The sequence below is a fragment of the Acinetobacter bereziniae LMG 1003 = CIP 70.12 genome (assembly GCF_000368925.1).
Lineage (GTDB): Bacteria > Pseudomonadota > Gammaproteobacteria > Pseudomonadales > Moraxellaceae > Acinetobacter > Acinetobacter bereziniae.
Map to the genome: position 1 here is coordinate 1557268 of NZ_KB849755.1, position 21017 is coordinate 1578284.

Consider the following 21017-nt stretch of genomic DNA (forward strand, 5'->3'; position numbering starts at 1 on the left):
CTATGAGAACACTTGCTGGCATCATCTGCGTGATTGCAGTGATTTGCTTTTTAGGGTTGCCATTTATTGGCTTCATGATCGTGATGGGACTATTTATCGCATTGGCAAAATATGCAATTGGGGGAAAGTAAATGAATTCAAATATTAAAGCATGGATAATCAGTGGCTACGTGTTGATTGGTTTTTTCTTCGCCATCTATCAGCACTTTTGGGGGCAATATAACTACAAGTCTTTTGCCTACAATATCGGACAAGGTTTGGTTTGGCCTGCGGTGATGTTTCCAACGGTAGGAAAAATCATTGGTGGAATTTTGATTCTATGTTTGGTCGGCTTTCTGACTATGCGTTCTAAGTGAGTGCCAAACTATGAAAAAAATACTTTCCACTGTGATGTTATCTAGTTTACTGATAGCATGTAATCAGAATAATCAGCCAACTCAGAAAAGTACAACGGCTCAAGCATCTAGTTCGTCCAATGTTACTGCTCAGAATGAACAATCCAAATATGCTCCCTATAGCAAGGAAGAGGTTGAAGCCAAGGTACAAGCCTTAACTCAGATTGTAGAAAATGATACCGAGTATTTGCCTGCTGCGGTCAAACAAGCTCAGTCATTTCTTGAGAGTTGGGATAAATATCCTGAAGCACTGAAATCTATGATGGAGTCTGATCTTGATCCAAATAACGCTGAATACAGCAATCATATTCCCATGGAAATGGAACAACCTTCATTATCCGTTCGTGCTCAAATTACTAGTCGTGAGTCTCAATCTGCTTTTAATGTACAAGGGGCAATTGAATATATTCTCGAAATTCAATCGACCAGCGATCAGCCTTTTGTTCTACAAGGCATGAAAATTAATCGTGGTCGTTGTGGTTATTACACAGCTGACTTTCATAGCAAGATGCCTGTACAAATGAGCTACAGTTCAACGGTATCGTACTTGTTGAAATGCCGTGGTGATCAAGTCCTTGAAGCTGAATTAATGACCGACCAAGGCAATGTGAGTTTGTCTTTTTGAGGTTAGTAAATATGGAATAGAGAACACGGTATTCGTAGTGTTCTCTATTAAAAATTCAATACTTATAAACCTCTTCGGTTTTTCGAATCGATCACACCTTTACCGAAACTACGCATGTTTGACTTATCTTTTCCTCTCGGATGCTGCTGCTCTTTTTCACAATTCACTAGATAAGGGGCAGCATAATTAAGAAAGTTAAAAACTTCATGCTCAACATCACGATGAATCATACCAATGCCTAATGTTCCCATCGCTTTATATGTATCCATATAGTCAGGATGGTTACAGTTAAAAATATAACCACAGCCATGTGTAATCTGCTCCCAACACTCACCTACCCACTGCCCCATTTCAAAACCACTTCGATGTACATTCCCATCGTACATAAGCAGAAGATGGCAGTGATAGCCTTTGCTAACACCATGCTCTAATGCCCATGCATAACCCTGCAAAGCATTAAAGCAAGTATCCTGATCTGCGATTCGACGAAGCAAAGTGTCTAATGCTTTGTTAAATGCCTGAATGTTGTATAAGGCTTGATATTCCTGAAGAATGGATAAATCCACACGTACAACTAATAGTCTTGCATAGTGATTGATCAATGAGGATGTATAGTCGAATAGGCTTTGCTGATTCTTTAATTCACGTTGTTGAAAATCGATCAGTTGCTGTTTTACACAGCCTGATAATGACTGGATGTAAGTCAATATATGCCATACCGTCATCTCATCAAAACAGTCTATACAATCGTAGTCTGCCTGTGGCATTAGACTGAGTGTGTGATCAACGATGTTCACCACCTCAATGAATATCTGCACTGTATTGCAATAGAAAAAATTAGCGTTATAGATTGGCTTAAATGAATGAACTAATTTTTGTAGGTCTATCATAAAGTTTTGATGATATAGATCATAACTACCTAAGCAAACTTCTTGAATGAAATGGTCTACTGCTGCCAATACTTCTGCTTCATGATAAAGCAGATCATATGGATTATTCTGGGACATTTAGGTTCTCACTGAAACATAAGGTTCATATGTAAGTGAGGAATATATTTTTTTACTGATCTTGATTCTAAAGCAGGATGTTGTGGTCATCCTGCTCTACTGAATATGCTCATAGACTTTGGAACATACTATAGGGTTAGTTCTGCATGTTTTTAGTGACATGATATGGATACGTTATCTATAGCCCATTTGAGTATGGGCTATACTGAACTAAGCAACTCATTGTACTTACTCAACTAGATAAGATATTGTTTATATTATTAATATATTACTTATAGATAATTATATAAGATACCTGTTAAGTACCTTAAGCTATTGCCTCGGTAAGATCATTGAACCATATGATGCTAACCATCGATATATCCAAAGATATATCGAAATTTGCTTAGGCTAAAGTTACGCCAATATAGTTAAATATTAACTAAGCAATCTACCCCCCTACATTCCACAGGAAGCAAACCAAAATCTTGTAATTGCTGTAAACTTGGTGAGTCAAAAGAACTGAAATTTGAATCATGATTTTTGTGTTTTCGACACTCAGAGAAATCATCATCTGCTTCATCCAATAAGCAAAACTCATTTGCTCGTAGGGTTGGATCAATCATAAAAATGCAGCTATATGTTTGTTGATGATATGAACGAGGCATAATACTGAAAGGCTTCAACTGCTTAATATTACTTTGCTTAGCAAGGAACGGATAAAGCTTATTGTTTGCAATCAATGTCAGTAAAAAACTAATTAAGAAGGTAACACTTTGAATTTCTTGTTCGAAGAATCTACTCAAATCGCGATCATTTATCTGAAGCAAAGAACTTAGCTTAAGGTTTTTTTCAAGCCTCTTGAGATCATTTACTTCTACAACATCAAAATTTAGTAATAATTGCTTCAATCTAGCTGAGGAGGAATATAACTCTAAACTCCACTGTTCCAAATAACACTGAAATAATGCGCAAGCCATCGAAGCGTTAACAAAATTATTCGACTTGGTGTTCAACTCATTATAGCTAATTAGTTCTTTCAACCACGACTGAGCTAAAGGGTATTTTTTTAATTCAAAGTAACCACTCAATAAATTAAGCACAAGCTCCTTTTCTAAATCATCCTGAGCCATTTTGGATGAATTTTCAAAAATGAATACCGTTCGCTGGCATAAGCGATCACTCAATATTCTTGGTTCATGTTGTATCAAACTGATATATGTTGAATGTGGATCTTGTCTAAAATTTAAACAATAGTCCAATTCTCTATTAAAGGTTTTAAACAACTGAAATAAACGACCTACCCGTTGTACTTCAAAAAGCTGAGTGGGTTTACTTTTCTCAATATAAAATCGACCATATCGAGCTTTATCCCCCCAAAGCTCATGCGATAAGTTGAGTGCGTAAAATGGATTCATTCGACTGATAATCTTGCTTGATTGAGTACCATCGACTCGTGTACGTATTAGTCCCTGTTGCTTTAATTTTTTGATACACCGAAAGATCGCATCTTTAGACAGTCCTGTTTTATGCTTTAATTTATGAATTCCGCATTTATTGGTAATTCCAAATTGATTACTATGTCTAACCAATACCATTAATACCAATGCCGTTTTGAAATCTATTTTTCCAAATAATATCGGTTTAGTATGTTGTAAGTGATGTACATAAAAGTCATTTAATTTGGTATCGACAAGGTGAAAAAAAAGAGCCTTCAGCGGAAGTTCATGATTCATCATCTTAGAGAACCATCGCTCTTTCTCAAAATCACCTATCGTTTTTACACTCCCCCAAAGACCAAACATTTCAATATCTATTCTTACAAATTCTTTGCAAGATTTTTCATCAATTCCTCTAACAATTATTTGATGCTCTTGTAACTCATTCAGCGTTGTCTGCAATTTCTTATCATGAAATACAAACTCCTTTGCACTCATTGCAGATGTTAAACAAAATTCTTGCCCTCCATACATTTGAATTATTTGGAGTAACAACCATCGTGCTGTTGGGCTCAAAGTAATAGGAGAAAATTCATGAGCAAGTAAAAAAAGTAAAAATCTATCTTCCATGAATCTATCGAACACTACCCACTTGTAATTTCACAAATATGGATGATAAACCTCAAATACGCAACCATTAAAATTTAGTAAATATTAATTTAACATTATAGTTAACATCAACTTACTAATAAGTTAATATTATTCCTTCTATTAATTTCATATGAATGCTCATCATGACAAGACCATACGAACATTTTGAAAATTGGATAAAGAAAGACAGTAAAGCTAAGGAAGATTTCATCCAAAAAAATAAAGATGCATGGAGCAAATTAGCCCCAAAACAATTTACAGTGTCTATATCCCAACCCCAAATCTTATTCGGTTATGATCAAGAACAAGCCATACTTTCAACAAAAGAATTTGTCGCCGCATCTAAAGATTTCTATGAAACCATTCGTAAAAAATTTAGGGAGCACAAGCACCAAACCTCTAAACAGCACAAAAGCCGTATTCAGGCAAGAATAAGTAAAAGCTCAACATCCAAGCTTGAACAAATCAAAAAAAAGCTTTAACATAGCAGTGCTTCAGGGACACTTGAACATGTCATTAATAGTTTTGATGAAGACAAATTAAAGCAACAAATTCAAATTAATAAATTACAGGAACAAATTCAAAAACTGCGAGATTTTGAAGCGTATCTAAATAGTAAGCACAAATTAGAGCTTGAGACAGCACATGCACTCAATGAGAAAATTCAGGATTACTTATTCAGCCAATGGGTTTCAACCCAGCAAAAATTAGAAGTCCTAGAAAACCAATTTCCGAATGAAGATGACCTTGACCAAATTTATGCTTCTCAAAGTGACGAAGAAAAGGAGAACTTTCGTAGGATAATAAAATCAAATTTACAATCTGATTTTAATAACAACCTTCTCCGCATAAAAGCGACACTGGAACTCAAATCAGAAACCACAAATCCCCTTCATACAACTCTTTCGCCTATTTCCGAAAACGATTACCCACTTATTTATCCACGACCTTCAGGATTTACTAAACAAGGGGAAATTATTCATGATGGCATAGAGGAAAAAACTGATAACAAACAGAAAGCTGTGCCAAAGTACCTTACAAACCCAATAAAACCATTCACCAACAAATAAGCTTAAATTGAATTCAATATTTCCTTCAATATTTCAGGTTGTCCCCTCAACCAATGGATGATCGTTTCATCTAAATAAGCAGTGTTGTTATATGGCATTTTATAATTCGAATCCTTCAGCTTAAGTGAAGGATTTTTAGAATGAAGAATACTTTCTAGTTTTTTAATTTCAACTTGGATTTTATTGATTTTTTTAGCTTTTACAGTAGATGATGCTTTTTTACGTTTTATTAAATTATCTGACCGTGATTCAAACATAGGGACATCATCTTGTTCAAGTTTTTGAAGCTCATCTTGCATGCGAGTAATTTTAGACTTGATCCAAATGACATCATCTTTTTCAAATTCTTTGATCAATATAGGAATAATTGATGTAACCGCCTGAGTTGGATTATCCCATTTACGACCACGTTGAACTACCTGCTCACGTAAGACTCTGCATATTATTTCTCGTCTTGGGTACAAGCTTTTTGTATGTTTTTCTATTGCTGCTTTTGTTGTTTTAGCTTGCCTTTCAAGAGCCGTATTGTAAATTAAATATATCCTCCCTCCCAATACATCAACATACGTCATTAAAATATTTGAGTAACGTTTTTTTTGGAGCTTCTTTTTCAACTGCTCCATATCTTCTCTTAAGCTATTGATCTGTACTAGAAGTTCAAAAACTTGGTCTGGCTTGAAAGGAATCAATTTAATATCATCACTCCCCTCTATCAGACTTAATGCTTGCTCACTGAGTCGAAAATCATTTTCTTTCATACGGAGCATGATTTTGTCTGTCATTGCTGCATATAATGGATTTCCCAATTCTGCCTCTAAATCACACTGATAGTAGTAACAGAAATTCTCAAGAATGTTCTGTTCGAGCAACGCTAGATCTGAAATTATTTTCGAATCCATAATTATTTAATCCCTTATATTACAAAATATTATAACAGGATAATGCTAATATTTTTTTATACATGAGTACTGCTCTACTTTCTGATACTCAGTAAATTTACAGTGAGCACATCAGCCCAAATGACAGGAATCAATTCATGAATAGTGCTCTTCAACTTTCCACATCCGACTACTTATTTATGCGCTATCGTAGCACGACAGTAAAACTAGATGATGTAGTCAAAGATTACTACCCTCATCTCAGTAAAGTAAAAATGTTAGAAAAAGCAAGAAATCAGGATTTTCCATTTTCTTGCTTCCGACTAGATAAGAGCCAAAAAGCTCCATACTTTGTGCATGTCAAAGATCTAGCTCATGTCCTAGATCAACAGTATAAATATGCCGCTCAAGATCATGTTACTCTTCACCAATGAGGGGTAACACTTCCTCCAACTCCATTGTTTTCTTTCTTTTTCTTACAGAAACATACCTTTCCAAACTACTCCAAGAATCATGCAAACTAATTTCTTCTATTTTCGGAATGGTTAATCCCTGTTCCGCAAGACGAGTACAGCCCTCATGCCTCAAATCATGAAATCGCAGATCCTCAATACCCAATAACTTACATGCGTTCCTAAATTCACTACCAATCGTTTTAGGACTAAGTGGAATAAATAAATCTTTATCATATCCTCGACTCAACATACGCTTTCTCGTACTCTTCACTTGTAAAAGTTCAATCATTTTTCGGCAAGGCTCTAAGACTTTAAATTCTTTATGATTTCCCTTGGAACCATTCGGATTTTTTAAATCCCGTACTTTCCACACTTCATTATCCACATCGTAGTCAGCCAATAACATTTCAGTAATTTCTGACTCACGACGACATGAAAATATTGCAAACCACATAATTAAATGCATGGGATAACTGTAAACAGGTTTTTGCCATTTTCGATAAAAGTATTCTGTCAGTTTTTTTAACTCTACTGTTGTAGGCAAACGATCACGCTTACTACTCGAAGATATTTGTCGAGTCTTGCGTAATTGTGTCGTTGCTTTATCAAATCCTGCCAAATCAACATTTACACCCCACATGGCTGAGGCATGAGACAACACACCACGAATGTGTAATAACTCATGTTGTAACGTACTTGGCGCTATCGGCTTTAAATCCAATTTAGTATAACCAGCCTTACGCAAAGCGACATGTTCTGAAATATCGGCTGGCTTAATTTTTGTGATAATATATTGAGCTATTGGAAATTTCTGAATTAGGCGAAGACAATAGGTTTTAGTACGACCATATTCATTGCCAACTTCATCAAGATATTTATCTATGGCATTGGCTAAAGTGATATTCGTCACATCCGATCTGCCTAACAAAATATCTGGATTTTCTTCGATTTCCTCTTCACGCATTGCAAGCCATTTTTGAGCTAGTCGCATAGAACTAAACGTCTTACTTTCCTTGAAATTTGCAAACCCTTTACGGCTTATTCTAATTTCAGCTCGAAAGCGTATGGTTCCATCGGCTAATTTACGCTGTGAAATTGTTCCCATGATTTACGCCTTATTGTTGATTTAAGGTTATAATGGCGTAATTTGGCGTAAATATCAAAAATAATAGTGCGAAATAAGGCGTAAAAAATCGAAATAAACCAAAATCAGCAACACTGTAAAGGTATGTTTTTTAATATGATTACTGAAAAAACCATTGATAACACTAAAGAACCTCGCATCAGTGTTGCTCCGATGATGGATTGGACAACTCGTGACTATCGTTTTTTTGCACGTTTGTTTAATCCAAACATCATTCTGTATACAGAAATGGTCACCACAGGTGCCATTATCTATGGTGGGGCAAATCGTCATTTGGACTATAACCATGAAGAACATCCAATTGTTCTACAACTCGGTGGCTCAAACCCAAAAGAACTTGCCACCTGTAGCAAAATGGCGCAAGACTGGGGCTATGATGAAATCAATTTAAATGTGGGCTGTCCAAGCGACCGCGTGCAAAATAACAAAATTGGCGCCTGCCTGATGGCTGAACCAGATTTAGTCGCTGAGTGTATCGCTGAAATGCGTAATGCAGTTGATATACCCGTCACGGTAAAACATCGAATCGGGATTGATGACATGCAATCTTATGAAGAAATGCTAAATTTTGTCGATACTGTAGCAAAAACTGGATGCAATAACTTTATTGTGCATGCACGTATTGCATTACTTCAAGGCTTATCACCAAAAGAAAATCGGGACATTCCCCCACTCCGTTATGAAGATGTATATCGCTTAAAACAAGATCGTCCCGAGTTGCTGATCGAAATCAATGGTGGGGTTAAAACCTTTGCTGAAACTCAAGAACATTTAAAACATGTCGATGGGGTCATGATTGGTCGTGAGGCTTATCATAATCCATACCTATTAGCAGAGTTGGGACAGCTTTGGGATTTAGATTTGCCTGATCGCTTTGAAATTATGGATCAAATGTTGCCTTATATTGCCAAACGGATGCAAGAAGGTGCACCGTTGTCAATTATTACCCGTCACATTCTCGGGTTATTTCAAAACCTGCCAGGTGCTCGTAAATGGCGTCAAGCTTTAAGTGGTGGCAATGCCAAAACATTTGCTGATGTTGAACATGCTATTGTCAATATTAAAGAAGCAATGAAACGGACTGAAGACTATATTCGAGAGCAATCCGTATAATTCAACTGATCGCAATCATCAAAAATTAAGTCTATATTAAACGATGTGCTGTCAAGTACATCGTTTATCAATGCTCACTGTTGAAAGCATTTGACTAATTCTTTGGCGCATTTCACCACTGCATCATCAGCATGACTGTTCCATGCCATAAAAACATCAGAGGAAGCCTGTTCAATATCCAAAGCAATCAACCTGACTTGCTCAGGCACTATATTTTTGAATTCAGCAGGAACGATACAAATCCCTATATTTGCAGCAACCAATTGCAATTGCGAAACTTTTCGAGATTGAACTCGGGCTTTTTTAGGTGCAAAACCAGCACTTAAACAAATATTAGACACCAAATAGCTCAGCCCACCACGTTCTGCATGAGGTGTTGACACAAAGTCTTCATCTTCTAATTGTTGAATTTTGACTGTAGTTGCTTTTGCTAAATGATGATCTTGATGAACAGCAACATATAGAGGTTCATCATATAATTGAACAGCGCTTAATCCATCCATACTATTTAGAATCGGTGGGCGAAAAAACCCAATATCAATATTGCCTTTCAATAATTCAAGGACCTGATCCTCAGAAGATAAATTATTGATTTCAAAATTAATACTTTGTTGTTTAGCGACTTGATCAAATAACTGAACTTTTTCTAAACTCATGCTGATGGTGCTTGAGTGTGCGACTTTAATTAAACGATGTAGACCACTTGAGATTTCTCTTGCATTTTCAATAATATGATTGAGGTTTAACAAATTGTTTTTCACTTGCAGATAGAAAAACTGCCCAGCTTTGGTCAATTTTATTTTCTTGTCACTGCGATCAAAAATTTCAAATCCAATTTCCTCTTCTAATAGTTTGATCTGCCGACTTAATGCTGACTGAGCGATAAATAATTTTTCAGCTGCCGCAATAAAACCGCCTTCTTCAACGATTCTAATCAAATAATTAAATTGCTTGAGTGTGGTCATATTCATCTCAAAATTAGATCAATCATGCTTTTTTCTATATTAGATTAGATTTTAAAACTTCACTAGACTGAATTTAAGTAAAGTATCTAGGCAGAAAAACGATGAGTATTTCTAAGCAAATCCTGATTTTTATCAGTATCGTTGGCATTTTTCTTTTATTGAGTTGCTTTGATCGTTTTATCTCTGCACAAACAGGGCAAGCAGTCGAACCATCAGCGTTTATTTATTTACAAGACTAAACTGACCATCGTTATTAAAGTAGCAACTCAAGTGCTTATCGTTTGTGAATACTGATAAATCCTTATTCAAATTCAACCATCGATGAGTAGACCATCCATCAGAACAGACATGATTTGATTTACAAACAACTTTGATATGTATTCATATCAATATGTACTGGGCATGTTATCCTATAAACGTGTACAGGATTTCACTAAAGAATACTTTTCTATATCAGTCAAACATTCTGTTTTATTATTTTTTAGATCATATTGATAGGCAATATACTTGCCAGCAAGATGTTCACTCACAAAATGATTATTTTTAAAATAGGCTTTAATCATACATGTGTGTAAATCATTCATTGCATACACTTTTATATGCTCAACATATTGTGTTTGCTGCACAATATTTAAATTCCAATTGAGTAGTTGATTCATTCTCTTTAATTCATCTTGCTTGATCACATGTTGTATATTGTTAAAATTACATGTTTTTACCACAGCATTCGGCTGCTGCTTGACTGACCAAATCAGCACTAGCCTGATATCATCCATTGCTTTACGCGCTTCATTCAACTGGCTGGCTGTTTGAAAGTGGAGAACCGTTGCATAACAACCGTACCCTATACCCACGATCACCAAGATGAACAGTATGATCTGACCAAGATTAAATTGTAAATGATTTACCCATCTAAACATGGTTATTCAACATCCATATTTTATAGATTAAACCTGAAACCGCTGTCATCAGTATTTCAGCGCATAAATATTTAATTTATCGACCAAATTTATTCAGACTACGCCAATACTTATCTTTAAAAATACTCACATCGATGTCGAAGTCTTTGTGATACTTTTCAATAAGTTGATCAATCACTTTGGACGGTTTTCTAAAATCCTTACAAGCGAAATACATGCTTCTTAAATTATTCCCAGTTTCACGACCAATATTTAAATAACCATCAACGTCTTTTAGCTCAGCCAATAGTGCTTGTTCTATATTTTCAAGTTGTTCATATTCTTTTGAAGGGGGCATACCACTCGAGTTTTGACCATCGTAGCTAATTTCAATAATCATCATCCATGGATGTGACGCTTTTTGATCCCAATCCAGCAAAGTACTGTTTAGAATTGCAATGAGTGGCAAACCCTCATTCGTTTCTCCTTGCAGGCTAATATATTCATCTTCATCTGTGTTGGAGCGTGTGACTTTATCTAAACGCGAGATTTCACTGTTTTTTAAAATTAAAATATTTTTTAAATTGCCGATAGGCATCAATTCTTTTTCAGCATCTTGTTTCGACTGGACAGACACCTGATCCAGTTTGGTGATTGCATCGTATTCACCCAAATAATTATCTAAGAAAATATAAACTGCTTGTAAAAATTCACCTTTTTGCTCTTCATTATATTGATCATGCGCAACGACTAAATCAATTTCATCTGGATATTCTGCATGATCTCTTAAATAAAAAGATAAGGTGTCTTGACTAAATTCATGTCCATGCATCGCGATACTGGTTTGATGAATGTCACTTGCGGGTTTCAATGCGGTAAATTTCCAGCCCGCAATTTCTGGTGCAGCAGCCACCAGTTCCTCAACAAATATAATATTAGCAATCACTCCATCTGGCGTCAGTATCAACTCAGCAGTTTCTGGATCAGACATTCCGGTAAGAAAAAAAATCCCAGCATGTACTTTGGCTAATTCAGGCGATAATCGATCAAAAAAATCTTGTTCAATCGTGTCTCGATTCATCTCATCGACAATTCGATGAAAATGCTGTTGATGTTGCTGAAACCATTGCCAAAATTCAGCATAACGGTTTTGATTACTTTGTATCGCTTGTTGTTTATTGCCAAATAGTTTCTTAAAAAAGTTCATTTTGATTATTCTCTATTATTGCTTATGAATCAGGTTAATTTAACTCAATTCATCTCGTTTTTAAATGTGCTCAAGCAATAATGAAGCAAAATTAACAATTAACCTGAGTTCGATGCAATCAAATCTTCAAACAATTGAAAAATCATAAATATCTGCGGAGTCTTGCTGAGTTTTCATGCAATTTTAGGATGAGGAGCGGAGCTCCGCAAGCGCAACTATCAATAGCATTTCATTTCTCTTGATCAATAAAATGAAAGCAATCAATAGATTGTTTGATGATCTAAAGCTTGCACTTCCATGCTTTACTTCTAAAGTTTAAATTCTTTTGCGTAGGCAATGCCTAACTTTTCAGAGATGAAAAGTGACAAAAATCTTTCGTTGGGTGAGAGGTACGTCCTGAACCTCCACCCAACGGCGACATCCATGTCGCCTCTCGATAGCAAGACCATCTATGATTCAAAAGGGTGAAATAAATGAATCATCGAAATCACTCGTATGAATAATCAGCCAGTTTAACGATATAATCTTTCATCAAGAATTTTTATCAAACTCACGTAATTACTTTTTTGGTCGAATACGATCCAATTTTTTTAATACTTCTGCAACAGCAACCATCGCAAAACTAGAAGTTACCACTACAGCCGAGCCATAACCACCACAGCGCAAACCTGCACTTGCACATACATCTGCACTGGAAAATGGATTATCTATCGAATAAACACATGTAATACCGAACTTTTCTTTTGGCTTTTTACAAATACCTTTGGCACGTAACTGACTACGTAATTTTGCAAGCATAGGATCTTGTTCTGTTTTAGATAAGTCAGCAACACGGATTTTTAAAGGGTCTAACTTACCACCTGCCCCACCTGAAACAATCAGGGGAATTTTATTAAAACGACAATGCAACATCAGCGCAAATTTTGCTTTTACATCATCGATGCAGTCTAAAATAATATCGGGTCTATTTTCTAAAATTTCTTTGACATTTTCAGGGCTGAGATAATCATCTATCAAATTGATCTTGATTCGTGGATTGATCGAACGGCAACGTTCAGCCATGACTTCAATCTTTTCCATCCCTAAAGTTGAACTCATCGCGGGCAATTGGCGGTTGATATTTGAAGCAGCGACTGAATCCATATCGACCAGTGTTAGCTCTCCAACACCCGTTCTGGCTAAGGTTTCCACAGCCCATGAACCAACTCCACCTATGCCAATCACCATCACATGACTTTTTTCATAATGACTAAACGCATCGTCTCCATAAATCTTGGCAACACCAGCAAAACGGCGTTCATATTCATCATCAGTAGAATGGTCAGTCATGTTCAGCATCAACTCAAAAATACCGCATTATTTTACTCATTTCTCGACAATGTGTCTTGCCTAGATGCAATAAAAAAAGCCCTGTACCGTATACAGGGCTTGGAGAACTGAAAAATTATGTAGAAGCGTTCAACTAGGAAGCAATTAAGTTTCGTAATACATAATGCAAGATACCACCTGCTTTAAAGTATTCCACTTCATTCAAGGTATCAATACGGCATAACACTTTGAAACGATCTTGTGAACCATCTGCACGTTTAACTTCCACGTCTAAGGTTTGATGCGGTTGTATATCATCCGATAAGCCATAAATCGACAGTTGCTCATGACCAGTTAAATTTAACGACTGACGGGTTTGCCCATCCACAAACTGTAAAGGAAGTACCCCCATACCGACTAAATTTGAACGATGAATCCGTTCAAAACTCTCGGTAATTACCGCTTTCACCCCCAAAAGGTTGGTTCCTTTGGCTGCCCAGTCTCGTGAAGAACCTGTACCATATTCCTTACCTGCAATAATCACCAAAGGTGTCGAATCCTGTTGATATTTCATTGCAGCATCATAGATCGCCAATTTTTCACCTGTTGGGATATACAGTGTGTTGCCGCCTTCCTCACCATTCAACATTTCATTTTTAATACGAATATTGGCGAATGTTCCCCGCATCATAACTTCATGATTACCACGACGTGAGCCATATGAATTGAAGTCTTTTTGATCCACACCTTGCGCTTCTAGGTAACGCCCCGCTGGGCTGTCTTTCTTGATATTCCCCGCAGGAGAAATATGGTCTGTAGTGACTGAGTCACCAAGAACGGCCAAGATATTGGCATTGAGAATATCTTTAATTGGTTTCGCGGGCTGATCAATGCCTTCAAAGAATGGAGGATGACGGATATAGGTCGATTGTTCATCCCATTCATAGGTTTCAGAGTCAGGAATCTGAATTGCTTGCCATTTTTCATCACCATCAAAAACTGCCGCATATTCTTTATGGAACATCTGCGTATTCACTTTTTGCAGCACCTCATCAATCTCGATTTGACTCGGCCAAATATCTTTGAGATATACTGGTTGACCTTGTTGATCGTGCCCTAATGCTGTGCTGGTAATATCACTGCGTATCGTGCCCAATAGCCCAAACGCCACAACCAATGGTGGAGAAGCCAACCAGTTGGTTTTCACCAATGGATGCACACGTCCTTCAAAGTTTCGGTTGCCTGAAAGCACGGATGCCACATTGAGGTCATAACATTGAATTGCATCTTCGATCGGCTGAGGCAATGGTCCTGAGTTACCAATACAGGTGGTACAACCATAACCCACAAGGTTATAGCCCAACTGGTCTAAATATGACAGCAATCCTGCCGCCTCTAAATAATCCGTCACGACTTTAGAGCCAGGTGCTAAAGAACTTTTAACCCACGGCTTACGTTGCAAGCCTTTCTCTATAGCCTTTTTGGCTAATAAGCCTGCTGCTAACATTACACTTGGGTTAGATGTATTGGTACATGACGTAATTGCAGAAATCACTACATCACCATCGGTCAATGGATAACGTTTACCATCAATAATACAATGCGGTTCTTCATTTTGTAATGCAGATTGTTTTGAGTCGATGGCTGTGCCAGCCCCACCCTCATTCACTAAGCGTTCTTTCTCAATTTTGGCAGGTTTAAGGTCCAATTCCATCAGTGCACTAAAGGTTTTTGGAATATCAGGTAATACGACACGATCCTGCGGACGTTTTGGTCCTGCAACACTGGCTTCAACTGTATTCATGTCCAATGCCAAAGTATCGGTGAATACAGGTTCATCTCCAGTATTACGCCACAATCCTTGTTCTTTACAGTAAGCTTCTACCAGTGCAATCCGATCATCTTGTCGACCTGTTAATCTTAAATAGCCAAGTGTGATTTCATCAATGGGGAAAAAACCACAAGTTGCTCCATATTCAGGTGCCATATTGGCAATGGTTGCTCGATCAGCAAGCGGTAGATCTGCAAGACCATCACCGTAAAATTCGACAAATTTACCAACCACGCCTTTTTTGCGTAGCATTTGAGTAATGGTTAATACCAAATCGGTTGCTGTGATTCCCTCTCTTAACTTGCCTGTTAATTTAAAACCAATCACTTCAGGAATCAGCATCGAAATCGGTTGCCCCAACATTGCTGCTTCAGCTTCGATGCCTCCAACACCCCAGCCCAATACCCCCAAACCATTGATCATGGTGGTATGTGAGTCAGTCCCGACCAAAGTGTCTGGAAAAGCATAGCTTTCACCATCACTGTCACCTAACCAAACAGCCTGCGCCAAATACTCTAGATTAACTTGATGGCAGATCCCGGTACCCGGTGGAACAACACTAAAATTATCAAAGGATGACTGCCCCCAACGTAAAAATTGATAACGCTCACCATTACGTTGCATTTCAATTTCAACATTCTCATCAAAGGCTTGGTCTGTTCCAAAATGATCCACCATTACCGAATGGTCAATCACCAAATCTACAGGAGATAAAGGATTAATTATATTTGGATCTTTATGCGCCGCCTGAACAGCAGCACGCATTGCAGCTAAATCGACAACAGCAGGAACACCAGTGAAATCCTGCATTAATACCCGTGCTGGTCGATACTGAATTTCTTGATCTGAGGTTTTCGCTTTCTGCCAATCTACAATTGCCTGAATATCACTTCGCTTTACGGTGAGATCATCTTCAAATCTCAGTAAATTTTCCAACAGTACTTTGAGTGATTTCGGTAGTTTTGAAATATCACCCAATTCAGATTGGGCTTGTTTCAAACTAAAAATTTTATATGTTGAATTCCCGACATTTAAGTTCTGTAGCGAATTCAAACTATTTATACGACCATACTTTGCCATTGAGTGAACCTCCAGCTTGGCGTTAATTTCTTATTGAGCTACTTGGAGTACTTCTTTCAATCTAAGACAAATATTTATTTTAGGTGTTGTGAATTGGTTATTTTTATTCAATTTATGCGATCAAATGCAACAACGATTGACCAATGATCTCTCCCCATCTACTCAAGCTATTTTGAGTGGATATAGACCGAGCCTTGGCAAATTTAACTTATGATCAAACCTTTTCCATCCTCAAGCATGTCAAAGTGTTGTTCCATAAAATATCTGCCAATGGCCCAAGCTCTATCGCTAAAGACTCAGCTAAGCCTGCCAAAACATAAGGTAAATTGACGGGTGTATTGCGGGTTCGATGCTCTGTAGATGTCTGACAACACAAAGGCGTCATATCTGGACAGTCTGTTTCTAAAACGAGGTGCTCAGCTCCTACTGCCTGTACCACAGCATGGAGCTTTTTGGCATTTGGCTGAGTAATTTGCCCTGTAACCCCAATTTTAAATCCTAATTTGATCAATGCCTTGGCCTCTTCTACTCCGCCACTGAAAGCATGAGCAATTCCGCCATTTTGAAACTGGTGTTGCTTCAACATCGTAAGTACATCCGCATGTGATTTACGAATATGTAAAAGAATCGGTAAATCAAATTGTTGAGCCAGTTCAATCTGTGCTGAAAAGAATGCTTTTTGCTTGTCCATAATTTCAGGCTGTTTATGCTGTTTGAGAAAGGTGTCTAAACCAATCTCTCCAACAGCAATACACTGTTCTGTTTGAAGAATCTGTTCGAGTGCATTGAGATGAGTTAAATCATGCTGTTCAATATAAAAAGGATGCAACCCGGGCGCAAGATGGCTACGGGGCGCATTCTTTAACAGGTTTAACGCATGCTGAGTTTGGATCAAATCTTGAAAACGAGACTGTAAAAAACCAATTAAAACCAGATGTTCAACCCCAGCCTGTTTTGCTTGGTACGCCAACGCCTCTCGATCCTGATCAAAATCAGGAACATCGAAATGGGTATGGGTATCAAACAGTCTCAAAGACATTATGATTTCGTTTTGTTGTCTGCCACTGGCGCAGAACTATTCGGTTGATCGACTTGCATTTCTGCAGGAAAATATTGCGGTTTTAATATACCTTTTAATTGATCATAAGGAATGGTTAAGCGTGGCAAGCCCACCACATATGGTCCAATATCATATTCACCATATTGCAAAATTAGACCTTGTTTACCTAAATAGAAATTATCAGATAATTGAAATTTCCACGCTTGTTCATACTCATTCACATTATCAGCAAGTTTTGAATCGATAACCCAAACTTTAAACGCATCATGAGCGAGTTTTTCAAATTTTGCTTTTTGATTTGCTTCTATGATTTGATTCAAGTTGACTTGCTTTTTACTGACCAAATCAAAATTAAAATAAGTTTGTGCAGATGATCCATGCGCACCACCTAAGTAGCTACTGCTATTTAATACAACAGTGGCTAAAGGCTTGTCAGAATTTAATATTTTAGGGCTTAAACTAATTGTGATCTGACCACTTGCACCTAATGTCTTAAGTTCTTTATCCAATGCCAAGAATGAATTTGTATAAGGTTGAACACGATCCTGTAATTGTTGCGTTGGAGTCTTGTCTGTGTTGACTTCACTGGCTGAAGCTTGTGAACTGGCTTGCTGTTGATCCGCAACTTTTTTACTCAACTGTGCAATATCCAACATTTTATCCAGATTATCCAAAATCGCTTGATCAATCACTTTATCTACAAAGGGCTGGTTACTTTGCAATCGTTCTATTGAAAATTCAGGGCATGTATTTCCATCACACTCAGGTAAGTTTAATTTTAATTTGGCTCGATCGCCTTGCAATAACAGTGACGTATCTGGAACTTGAGACGCAGCAGTTTGATCGACAGCTGACTCTACTTTTTTAGAGTCTGGTTTTTGACACGCTGTTAATCCCAAGGTGATTAACAAAATTGAAAGTGCTAAGGTATTTTTTTGATTCAACATTTCACAAACCTATCCAACGATCCAAGCCAAGATTTTTCTATCTCTATAGAAGATAGCCTATTCTTCTCTGTCTCAATCCTCAATCAAAATTTGTATCAAAATTGAAGCCTTATTAACATCTTCTTCATCGTTAGTTTAAGGTGGCGATCAAGCCCTCAATCATTAATCGTTGTCAGAGCGATAGGACATATAAATCATATCTTGATGAGTTGTACTGACTAGATCCAATCTAAAACATGCGTTGAAATACTTCAGCTTTCAGGATTTTTTGGGTTTGTTCTTTGCTTAAATAAATATCTAACTGAGTGCCATCTTCTACAATCTCATTGGCGCGATAATGTAAGCCCACGCCTTCTCCATCAAAGAACCAATCTGCCTGCCCCCAATACAGCTTTTTCGGCGCATGTTTTTTCACATCCGTATTTTGCTTTTCTAACCATGCTGCATATTTTTCTTGCACCCAACGATTCAGCTGATTTTGTTGATCCGCTTGAATGACATCTAAAATACTTAAACTTTTTTTCAACTTTCGGTCTGCAACGAAAAAGTATTGACGTTCTTGAATACTAACATCCGCTTGTAGTGAATTGACTGCAACTTGCAGTAAAACATATTGATTACGTTGTGATGCCATTCGGGTCTGCATGTGTAATTCAAACGCTTTGTTTTTCGGAAACTCTTCTTGCCATGCATCTGATTTTTTGACAAAAGCATTGATCGCTTGCTGTAAAGTCATGTTCTGCTTTAAATCAATTTGCGCTTGAATCACAGTCGCCTGATTATTGCTAATCCATTGGTTTAACCAAGCATCTTGAGTTTTAATCGTTTGAATGTCGATTTCGATGCAATTCTTTTTCTCACAAAACGGTAAAGCATAATCTGCTTTGGTTTCTTGAATATTTAAATAAGGTAAAACTTCAGCGGCTTCTTGTTTAGGTTGTAATACTGAACCGTCTTTATCTTGATCTTTTTTTGAATCACATGCCATCAAAATCAAGGTACTTAAACAAAACATCGTGATTATTTTTTTTGAATATTGCACCACATAAATCCCTTTGGACAAAAAGCATTGTATTTTGATACAAAAACAGCTTCACTAGGAAGCTGTTTTTACATTTTGCAATAAGTTAGCTGAACTTAATGTTCACGCGTTGCACGGAACTGAATGTCAGGATAACGCTCTTGCATCAGCTGTAAATTCACACGACTAGGTGCAAGATAAGTTAAGTGACCACCACCATCAACTGAAAGCTGGTCATGTGCTTTTTTCTTAAATTCATTGAATTTCTTTTCATCATCACATGAAACCCAACGCACGGTATTGATATTCACAGGTTCATAAATACAATCCACTTTGTATTCTTCTTTCAGTCGATATGCAACCACATCAAACTGAAGCACCCCCACAGCACCTACAATCAAATCATTATTGATTTGGGGCATAAACACTTGTGTTGCGCCTTCTTCAGAAAGTTCTTTCAAACCTTTTTGAAGCTGTTTAGATTTTAATGGATCTTTTAAACGTACACGGCGGAACATTTCTGGTGCAAAGTGCGGAATACCCGTGAAATGAAGGTTTTCGCCTGAGGTAAAGGTATCACCGATTTGAATCGTACCGTGGTTATGCAGACCAATGATATCACCTGGCCATGCCTCTTCAAGTTGCTCACGCTCACCGGCAAGAAAGGTTAAAGCATCACTGATTCGTACATCTTTGCCAATACGCACATGATTCATTTTCAAACCTTTCTCATATTTTCCTGAGCAGATTCGCATAAATGCAATTCGGTCACGATGCTTCGGATCCATATTGGCTTGAATTTTAAAAACAAAACCACTGAAACCTTCCTCTGTTGCTTCAACAGTACGTTCATGTGTTGGATGTGCTTTCGGTTCGGGTGCCCATTGAATAAATGCATCAAGCACATGATCAACGGCAAAGTTTCCTAAAGCTGTACCAAATAATACAGGGGTTTGTCGTCCTGCCAAAAACTCTGCTGGATCAAGCGGATCATTCGCCATTTTGACCAACTCTAGAGATTCTTCAAAAGATGCAAATGCCAAGTCACCCACTTTGTCACGAATATCTGGATAGTCATAGCCATCACGAATTTCAATATCTGTAATGGTTGAACCAAAGCCAGCTTTATAAAGATAAAGCTTATCTTCGAGAATATTGTAGACACCCGCAAAATCACGCCCCATACCCAAAGGCCAAGTGATTGGCACACAACGGATTTTGAGAACATTTTCAATTTCATCAAGTAGTTCTAAAGGTTCACGAATTTCACGGTCCATTTTGTTGACGAATGAAATAATCGGTGTGTCGCGCATACGACACACTTCCATTAATTTAATGGTACGTTCTTCGACACCTTTTGCACCATCAATCACCATCAATGCAGAGTCAACCGCAGTTAAAGTACGGTATGTATCTTCCGAGAAGTCTTCATGCCCTGGGGTATCCAGCAAGTTAATGACATGCTTTTTATAAGGAAACTGCATCACAGACGTGGTAATCGAAATCCCACGTTCTTTTTCCATTTCCATCCAGTCCGATGTCGCAGCACGGTCTGATTTACGGCTTTTTACCATTCCAGCAACCTGAATTGCTTTACCCCATAACAACAGTTTTTCTGTCATTGTGGTTTTACCAGCATCGGGGTGGGAAATAATAGCAAAAGTCCTACGAGCCTTTACTTCTCTAGCTAATTCATCTTTAAACATAAGAAAAATCTACAATATGTACACAGTTATGTACACATTTCTAAATATGTACTAAAACTGAAAAAGTGGGAATTCAAAATTGGCATAATTGTAGCAGATTTAGAGTTGTATAGGCATAGGTGGAAATCCAGTGGCTTTTTTTTGGGGGGAGAAAACACCTAGTTTTATAAACTCAATTTATCTCTTTGCTTCGGACTTTTCGGCTTATCGGGAATTGATGTTTGCTGGATTAACAGG

Annotated in this window: 20 protein-coding genes; 7 read left to right on the top strand and 13 right to left on the bottom strand. The window is 37.4% G+C overall.

The window, feature by feature from the left end; genetic code table 11:
• Positions 1-2 precede the first annotated feature (2 nt).
• Genes F938_RS24870 through F938_RS09095 form a run of 3 tightly spaced genes read left to right on the top strand, consistent with a single transcriptional unit; the run spans position 3 to position 1020 of the window.
• The gene (locus F938_RS24870; RefSeq protein WP_005031045.1) at positions 3-131 is read left to right on the top strand and encodes a hypothetical protein; all 129 of its coding nucleotides are present in this window, start codon (positions 3-5) and stop codon (positions 129-131) included.
• Positions 132-356: a hypothetical protein gene (locus F938_RS09090; RefSeq protein ID WP_005031047.1), complete on the top strand. Its 225-nt coding sequence runs from the start codon at positions 132-134 to the stop codon at positions 354-356.
• A gap of 10 nt (positions 357-366) precedes the next feature.
• Positions 367-1020, top strand: a complete 654-nt coding sequence (locus tag F938_RS09095; protein ID WP_005031048.1) for a hypothetical protein — start codon at positions 367-369, stop codon at positions 1018-1020.
• A 62-nt stretch (positions 1021-1082) separates the two neighbouring features.
• Here the strand turns inward: F938_RS09095 and F938_RS09100 are convergent, their stop codons facing one another.
• Both F938_RS09100 and F938_RS09105 read right to left on the bottom strand, forming a co-directional pair.
• Complete coding sequence (locus F938_RS09100; protein ID WP_005031049.1) at positions 1083-2027, bottom strand: YagK/YfjJ domain-containing protein; 945 nt, start codon at positions 2025-2027, stop codon at positions 1083-1085.
• A gap of 410 nt (positions 2028-2437) precedes the next feature.
• Positions 2438-4075 (bottom strand): helix-turn-helix domain-containing protein, encoded by a 1638-nt coding sequence (locus tag F938_RS09105; protein ID WP_005031050.1) that lies wholly within the window; start codon positions 4073-4075, stop codon positions 2438-2440.
• Positions 4076-4239: 164 nt separating this feature from the next.
• Between F938_RS09105 and F938_RS09110 the strand changes: the two genes are divergently transcribed.
• Positions 4240-4578 (top strand): hypothetical protein, encoded by a 339-nt coding sequence (locus F938_RS09110; RefSeq protein WP_005031051.1) that lies wholly within the window; start codon positions 4240-4242, stop codon positions 4576-4578.
• Between the two features lie 590 nt (positions 4579-5168).
• Here the strand turns inward: F938_RS09110 and F938_RS09115 are convergent.
• Positions 5169-6065 (bottom strand): hypothetical protein, encoded by an 897-nt coding sequence (locus F938_RS09115; protein WP_005031052.1) that lies wholly within the window; start codon positions 6063-6065, stop codon positions 5169-5171.
• Positions 6066-6202: 137 nt separating this feature from the next.
• On the opposite strand from F938_RS09115, the gene F938_RS09120 reads away from it, so the two are divergent.
• On the top strand, positions 6203-6478 hold the full coding sequence (locus tag F938_RS09120; RefSeq protein ID WP_005031053.1) for a pyocin activator PrtN family protein: 276 nt from the start codon (positions 6203-6205) through the stop codon (positions 6476-6478).
• On the opposite strand, the gene F938_RS09125 is transcribed toward F938_RS09120, so the two are convergent.
• Positions 6462-7604 (bottom strand): site-specific integrase, encoded by a 1143-nt coding sequence (locus F938_RS09125; protein WP_005031054.1) that lies wholly within the window; start codon positions 7602-7604, stop codon positions 6462-6464. The genes F938_RS09120 and F938_RS09125 overlap by 17 nt on opposite strands.
• A gap of 135 nt (positions 7605-7739) precedes the next feature.
• On the opposite strand from F938_RS09125, the gene dusA reads away from it, so the two are divergent.
• Positions 7740-8756: a tRNA dihydrouridine(20/20a) synthase DusA gene (gene dusA, locus F938_RS09130; RefSeq protein ID WP_005031056.1), complete on the top strand. Its 1017-nt coding sequence runs from the start codon at positions 7740-7742 to the stop codon at positions 8754-8756.
• 74 nt (positions 8757-8830) lie between these two features.
• Here the strand turns inward: dusA and F938_RS09135 are convergent, their stop codons facing one another.
• The gene (locus F938_RS09135; protein WP_005031057.1) at positions 8831-9721 is read right to left on the bottom strand and encodes a LysR family transcriptional regulator; all 891 of its coding nucleotides are present in this window, start codon (positions 9719-9721) and stop codon (positions 8831-8833) included.
• A gap of 101 nt (positions 9722-9822) precedes the next feature.
• Between F938_RS09135 and F938_RS24485 the strand changes: the two genes are divergently transcribed.
• On the top strand, positions 9823-9960 hold the full coding sequence (locus F938_RS24485) for a hypothetical protein (RefSeq protein ID WP_004827656.1): 138 nt from the start codon (positions 9823-9825) through the stop codon (positions 9958-9960).
• Between the two features lie 171 nt (positions 9961-10131).
• Here F938_RS24485 and F938_RS09140 read toward each other — a convergent pair whose 3' ends face one another.
• The 8 genes from F938_RS09140 to F938_RS09175 form a co-directional block, all read right to left on the bottom strand.
• The gene (locus F938_RS09140) at positions 10132-10641 is read right to left on the bottom strand and encodes a hypothetical protein (protein WP_005031058.1); all 510 of its coding nucleotides are present in this window, start codon (positions 10639-10641) and stop codon (positions 10132-10134) included.
• 76 nt (positions 10642-10717) lie between these two features.
• The gene (locus F938_RS09145) at positions 10718-11827 is read right to left on the bottom strand and encodes a DUF695 domain-containing protein (protein ID WP_005031059.1); all 1110 of its coding nucleotides are present in this window, start codon (positions 11825-11827) and stop codon (positions 10718-10720) included.
• A 558-nt stretch (positions 11828-12385) separates the two neighbouring features.
• Positions 12386-13156, bottom strand: coding sequence for a tRNA threonylcarbamoyladenosine dehydratase (locus tag F938_RS09150; RefSeq protein ID WP_005031060.1), 771 nt, complete (start codon positions 13154-13156; stop codon positions 12386-12388).
• Positions 13157-13289: 133 nt separating this feature from the next.
• On the bottom strand, positions 13290-16046 hold the full coding sequence (gene acnA, locus F938_RS09155; RefSeq protein ID WP_005031061.1) for an aconitate hydratase AcnA: 2757 nt from the start codon (positions 16044-16046) through the stop codon (positions 13290-13292).
• A gap of 214 nt (positions 16047-16260) precedes the next feature.
• Entirely contained in the window at positions 16261-17085 is an 825-nt protein-coding gene (locus F938_RS09160) for a TatD family hydrolase (RefSeq protein ID WP_004827648.1), read from the bottom strand.
• Positions 17085-18053 carry an RsiV family protein gene (locus F938_RS09165; RefSeq protein ID WP_005031063.1) on the bottom strand — a complete coding sequence of 323 codons (969 nt, stop codon included), beginning with the start codon at positions 18051-18053 and terminating at the stop codon, positions 17085-17087. The genes F938_RS09160 and F938_RS09165 overlap by 1 nt, the downstream gene beginning before the upstream one ends.
• A gap of 229 nt (positions 18054-18282) precedes the next feature.
• On the bottom strand, positions 18283-19068 hold the full coding sequence (locus F938_RS09170) for a hypothetical protein (RefSeq protein WP_010591060.1): 786 nt from the start codon (positions 19066-19068) through the stop codon (positions 18283-18285).
• A 122-nt stretch (positions 19069-19190) separates the two neighbouring features.
• Positions 19191-20780, bottom strand: a complete 1590-nt coding sequence (locus F938_RS09175; RefSeq protein WP_005031066.1) for a peptide chain release factor 3 — start codon at positions 20778-20780, stop codon at positions 19191-19193.
• Between the last annotated feature and the right edge of the window lie 237 nt (positions 20781-21017).

Bases quoted from the DNA above. Each gene is read 5' to 3' on its own strand.
- F938_RS24870 (WP_005031045.1), top strand. From the start codon at position 3: ATGAGAACACTTGCTGGCATCATCTGCGTGATTGCAGTGATTTGCTTT.
- F938_RS09090 (WP_005031047.1), top strand. From the start codon at position 132: ATGAATTCAAATATTAAAGCATGGATAATCAGTGGCTACGTGTTGATT.
- F938_RS09095 (WP_005031048.1), top strand. From the start codon at position 367: ATGAAAAAAATACTTTCCACTGTGATGTTATCTAGTTTACTGATAGCA.
- F938_RS09100 (WP_005031049.1), bottom strand. From the start codon at position 2,027: ATGTCCCAGAATAATCCATATGATCTGCTTTATCATGAAGCAGAAGTA.
- F938_RS09105 (WP_005031050.1), bottom strand. From the start codon at position 4,075: ATGGAAGATAGATTTTTACTTTTTTTACTTGCTCATGAATTTTCTCCT.
- F938_RS09110 (WP_005031051.1), top strand. From the start codon at position 4,240: ATGACAAGACCATACGAACATTTTGAAAATTGGATAAAGAAAGACAGT.
- F938_RS09115 (WP_005031052.1), bottom strand. From the start codon at position 6,065: ATGGATTCGAAAATAATTTCAGATCTAGCGTTGCTCGAACAGAACATT.
- F938_RS09120 (WP_005031053.1), top strand. From the start codon at position 6,203: ATGAATAGTGCTCTTCAACTTTCCACATCCGACTACTTATTTATGCGC.
- F938_RS09125 (WP_005031054.1), bottom strand. From the start codon at position 7,604: ATGGGAACAATTTCACAGCGTAAATTAGCCGATGGAACCATACGCTTT.
- dusA (WP_005031056.1), top strand. From the start codon at position 7,740: ATGATTACTGAAAAAACCATTGATAACACTAAAGAACCTCGCATCAGT.
- F938_RS09135 (WP_005031057.1), bottom strand. From the start codon at position 9,721: ATGACCACACTCAAGCAATTTAATTATTTGATTAGAATCGTTGAAGAA.
- F938_RS24485 (WP_004827656.1), top strand. From the start codon at position 9,823: ATGAGTATTTCTAAGCAAATCCTGATTTTTATCAGTATCGTTGGCATT.
- F938_RS09140 (WP_005031058.1), bottom strand. From the start codon at position 10,641: ATGTTTAGATGGGTAAATCATTTACAATTTAATCTTGGTCAGATCATA.
- F938_RS09145 (WP_005031059.1), bottom strand. From the start codon at position 11,827: ATGAACTTTTTTAAGAAACTATTTGGCAATAAACAACAAGCGATACAA.
- F938_RS09150 (WP_005031060.1), bottom strand. From the start codon at position 13,156: ATGACTGACCATTCTACTGATGATGAATATGAACGCCGTTTTGCTGGT.
- acnA (WP_005031061.1), bottom strand. From the start codon at position 16,046: ATGGCAAAGTATGGTCGTATAAATAGTTTGAATTCGCTACAGAACTTA.
- F938_RS09160 (WP_004827648.1), bottom strand. From the start codon at position 17,085: ATGTCTTTGAGACTGTTTGATACCCATACCCATTTCGATGTTCCTGAT.
- F938_RS09165 (WP_005031063.1), bottom strand. From the start codon at position 18,053: ATGTTGAATCAAAAAAATACCTTAGCACTTTCAATTTTGTTAATCACC.
- F938_RS09170 (WP_010591060.1), bottom strand. From the start codon at position 19,068: ATGTTTTGTTTAAGTACCTTGATTTTGATGGCATGTGATTCAAAAAAA.
- F938_RS09175 (WP_005031066.1), bottom strand. From the start codon at position 20,780: ATGTTTAAAGATGAATTAGCTAGAGAAGTAAAGGCTCGTAGGACTTTT.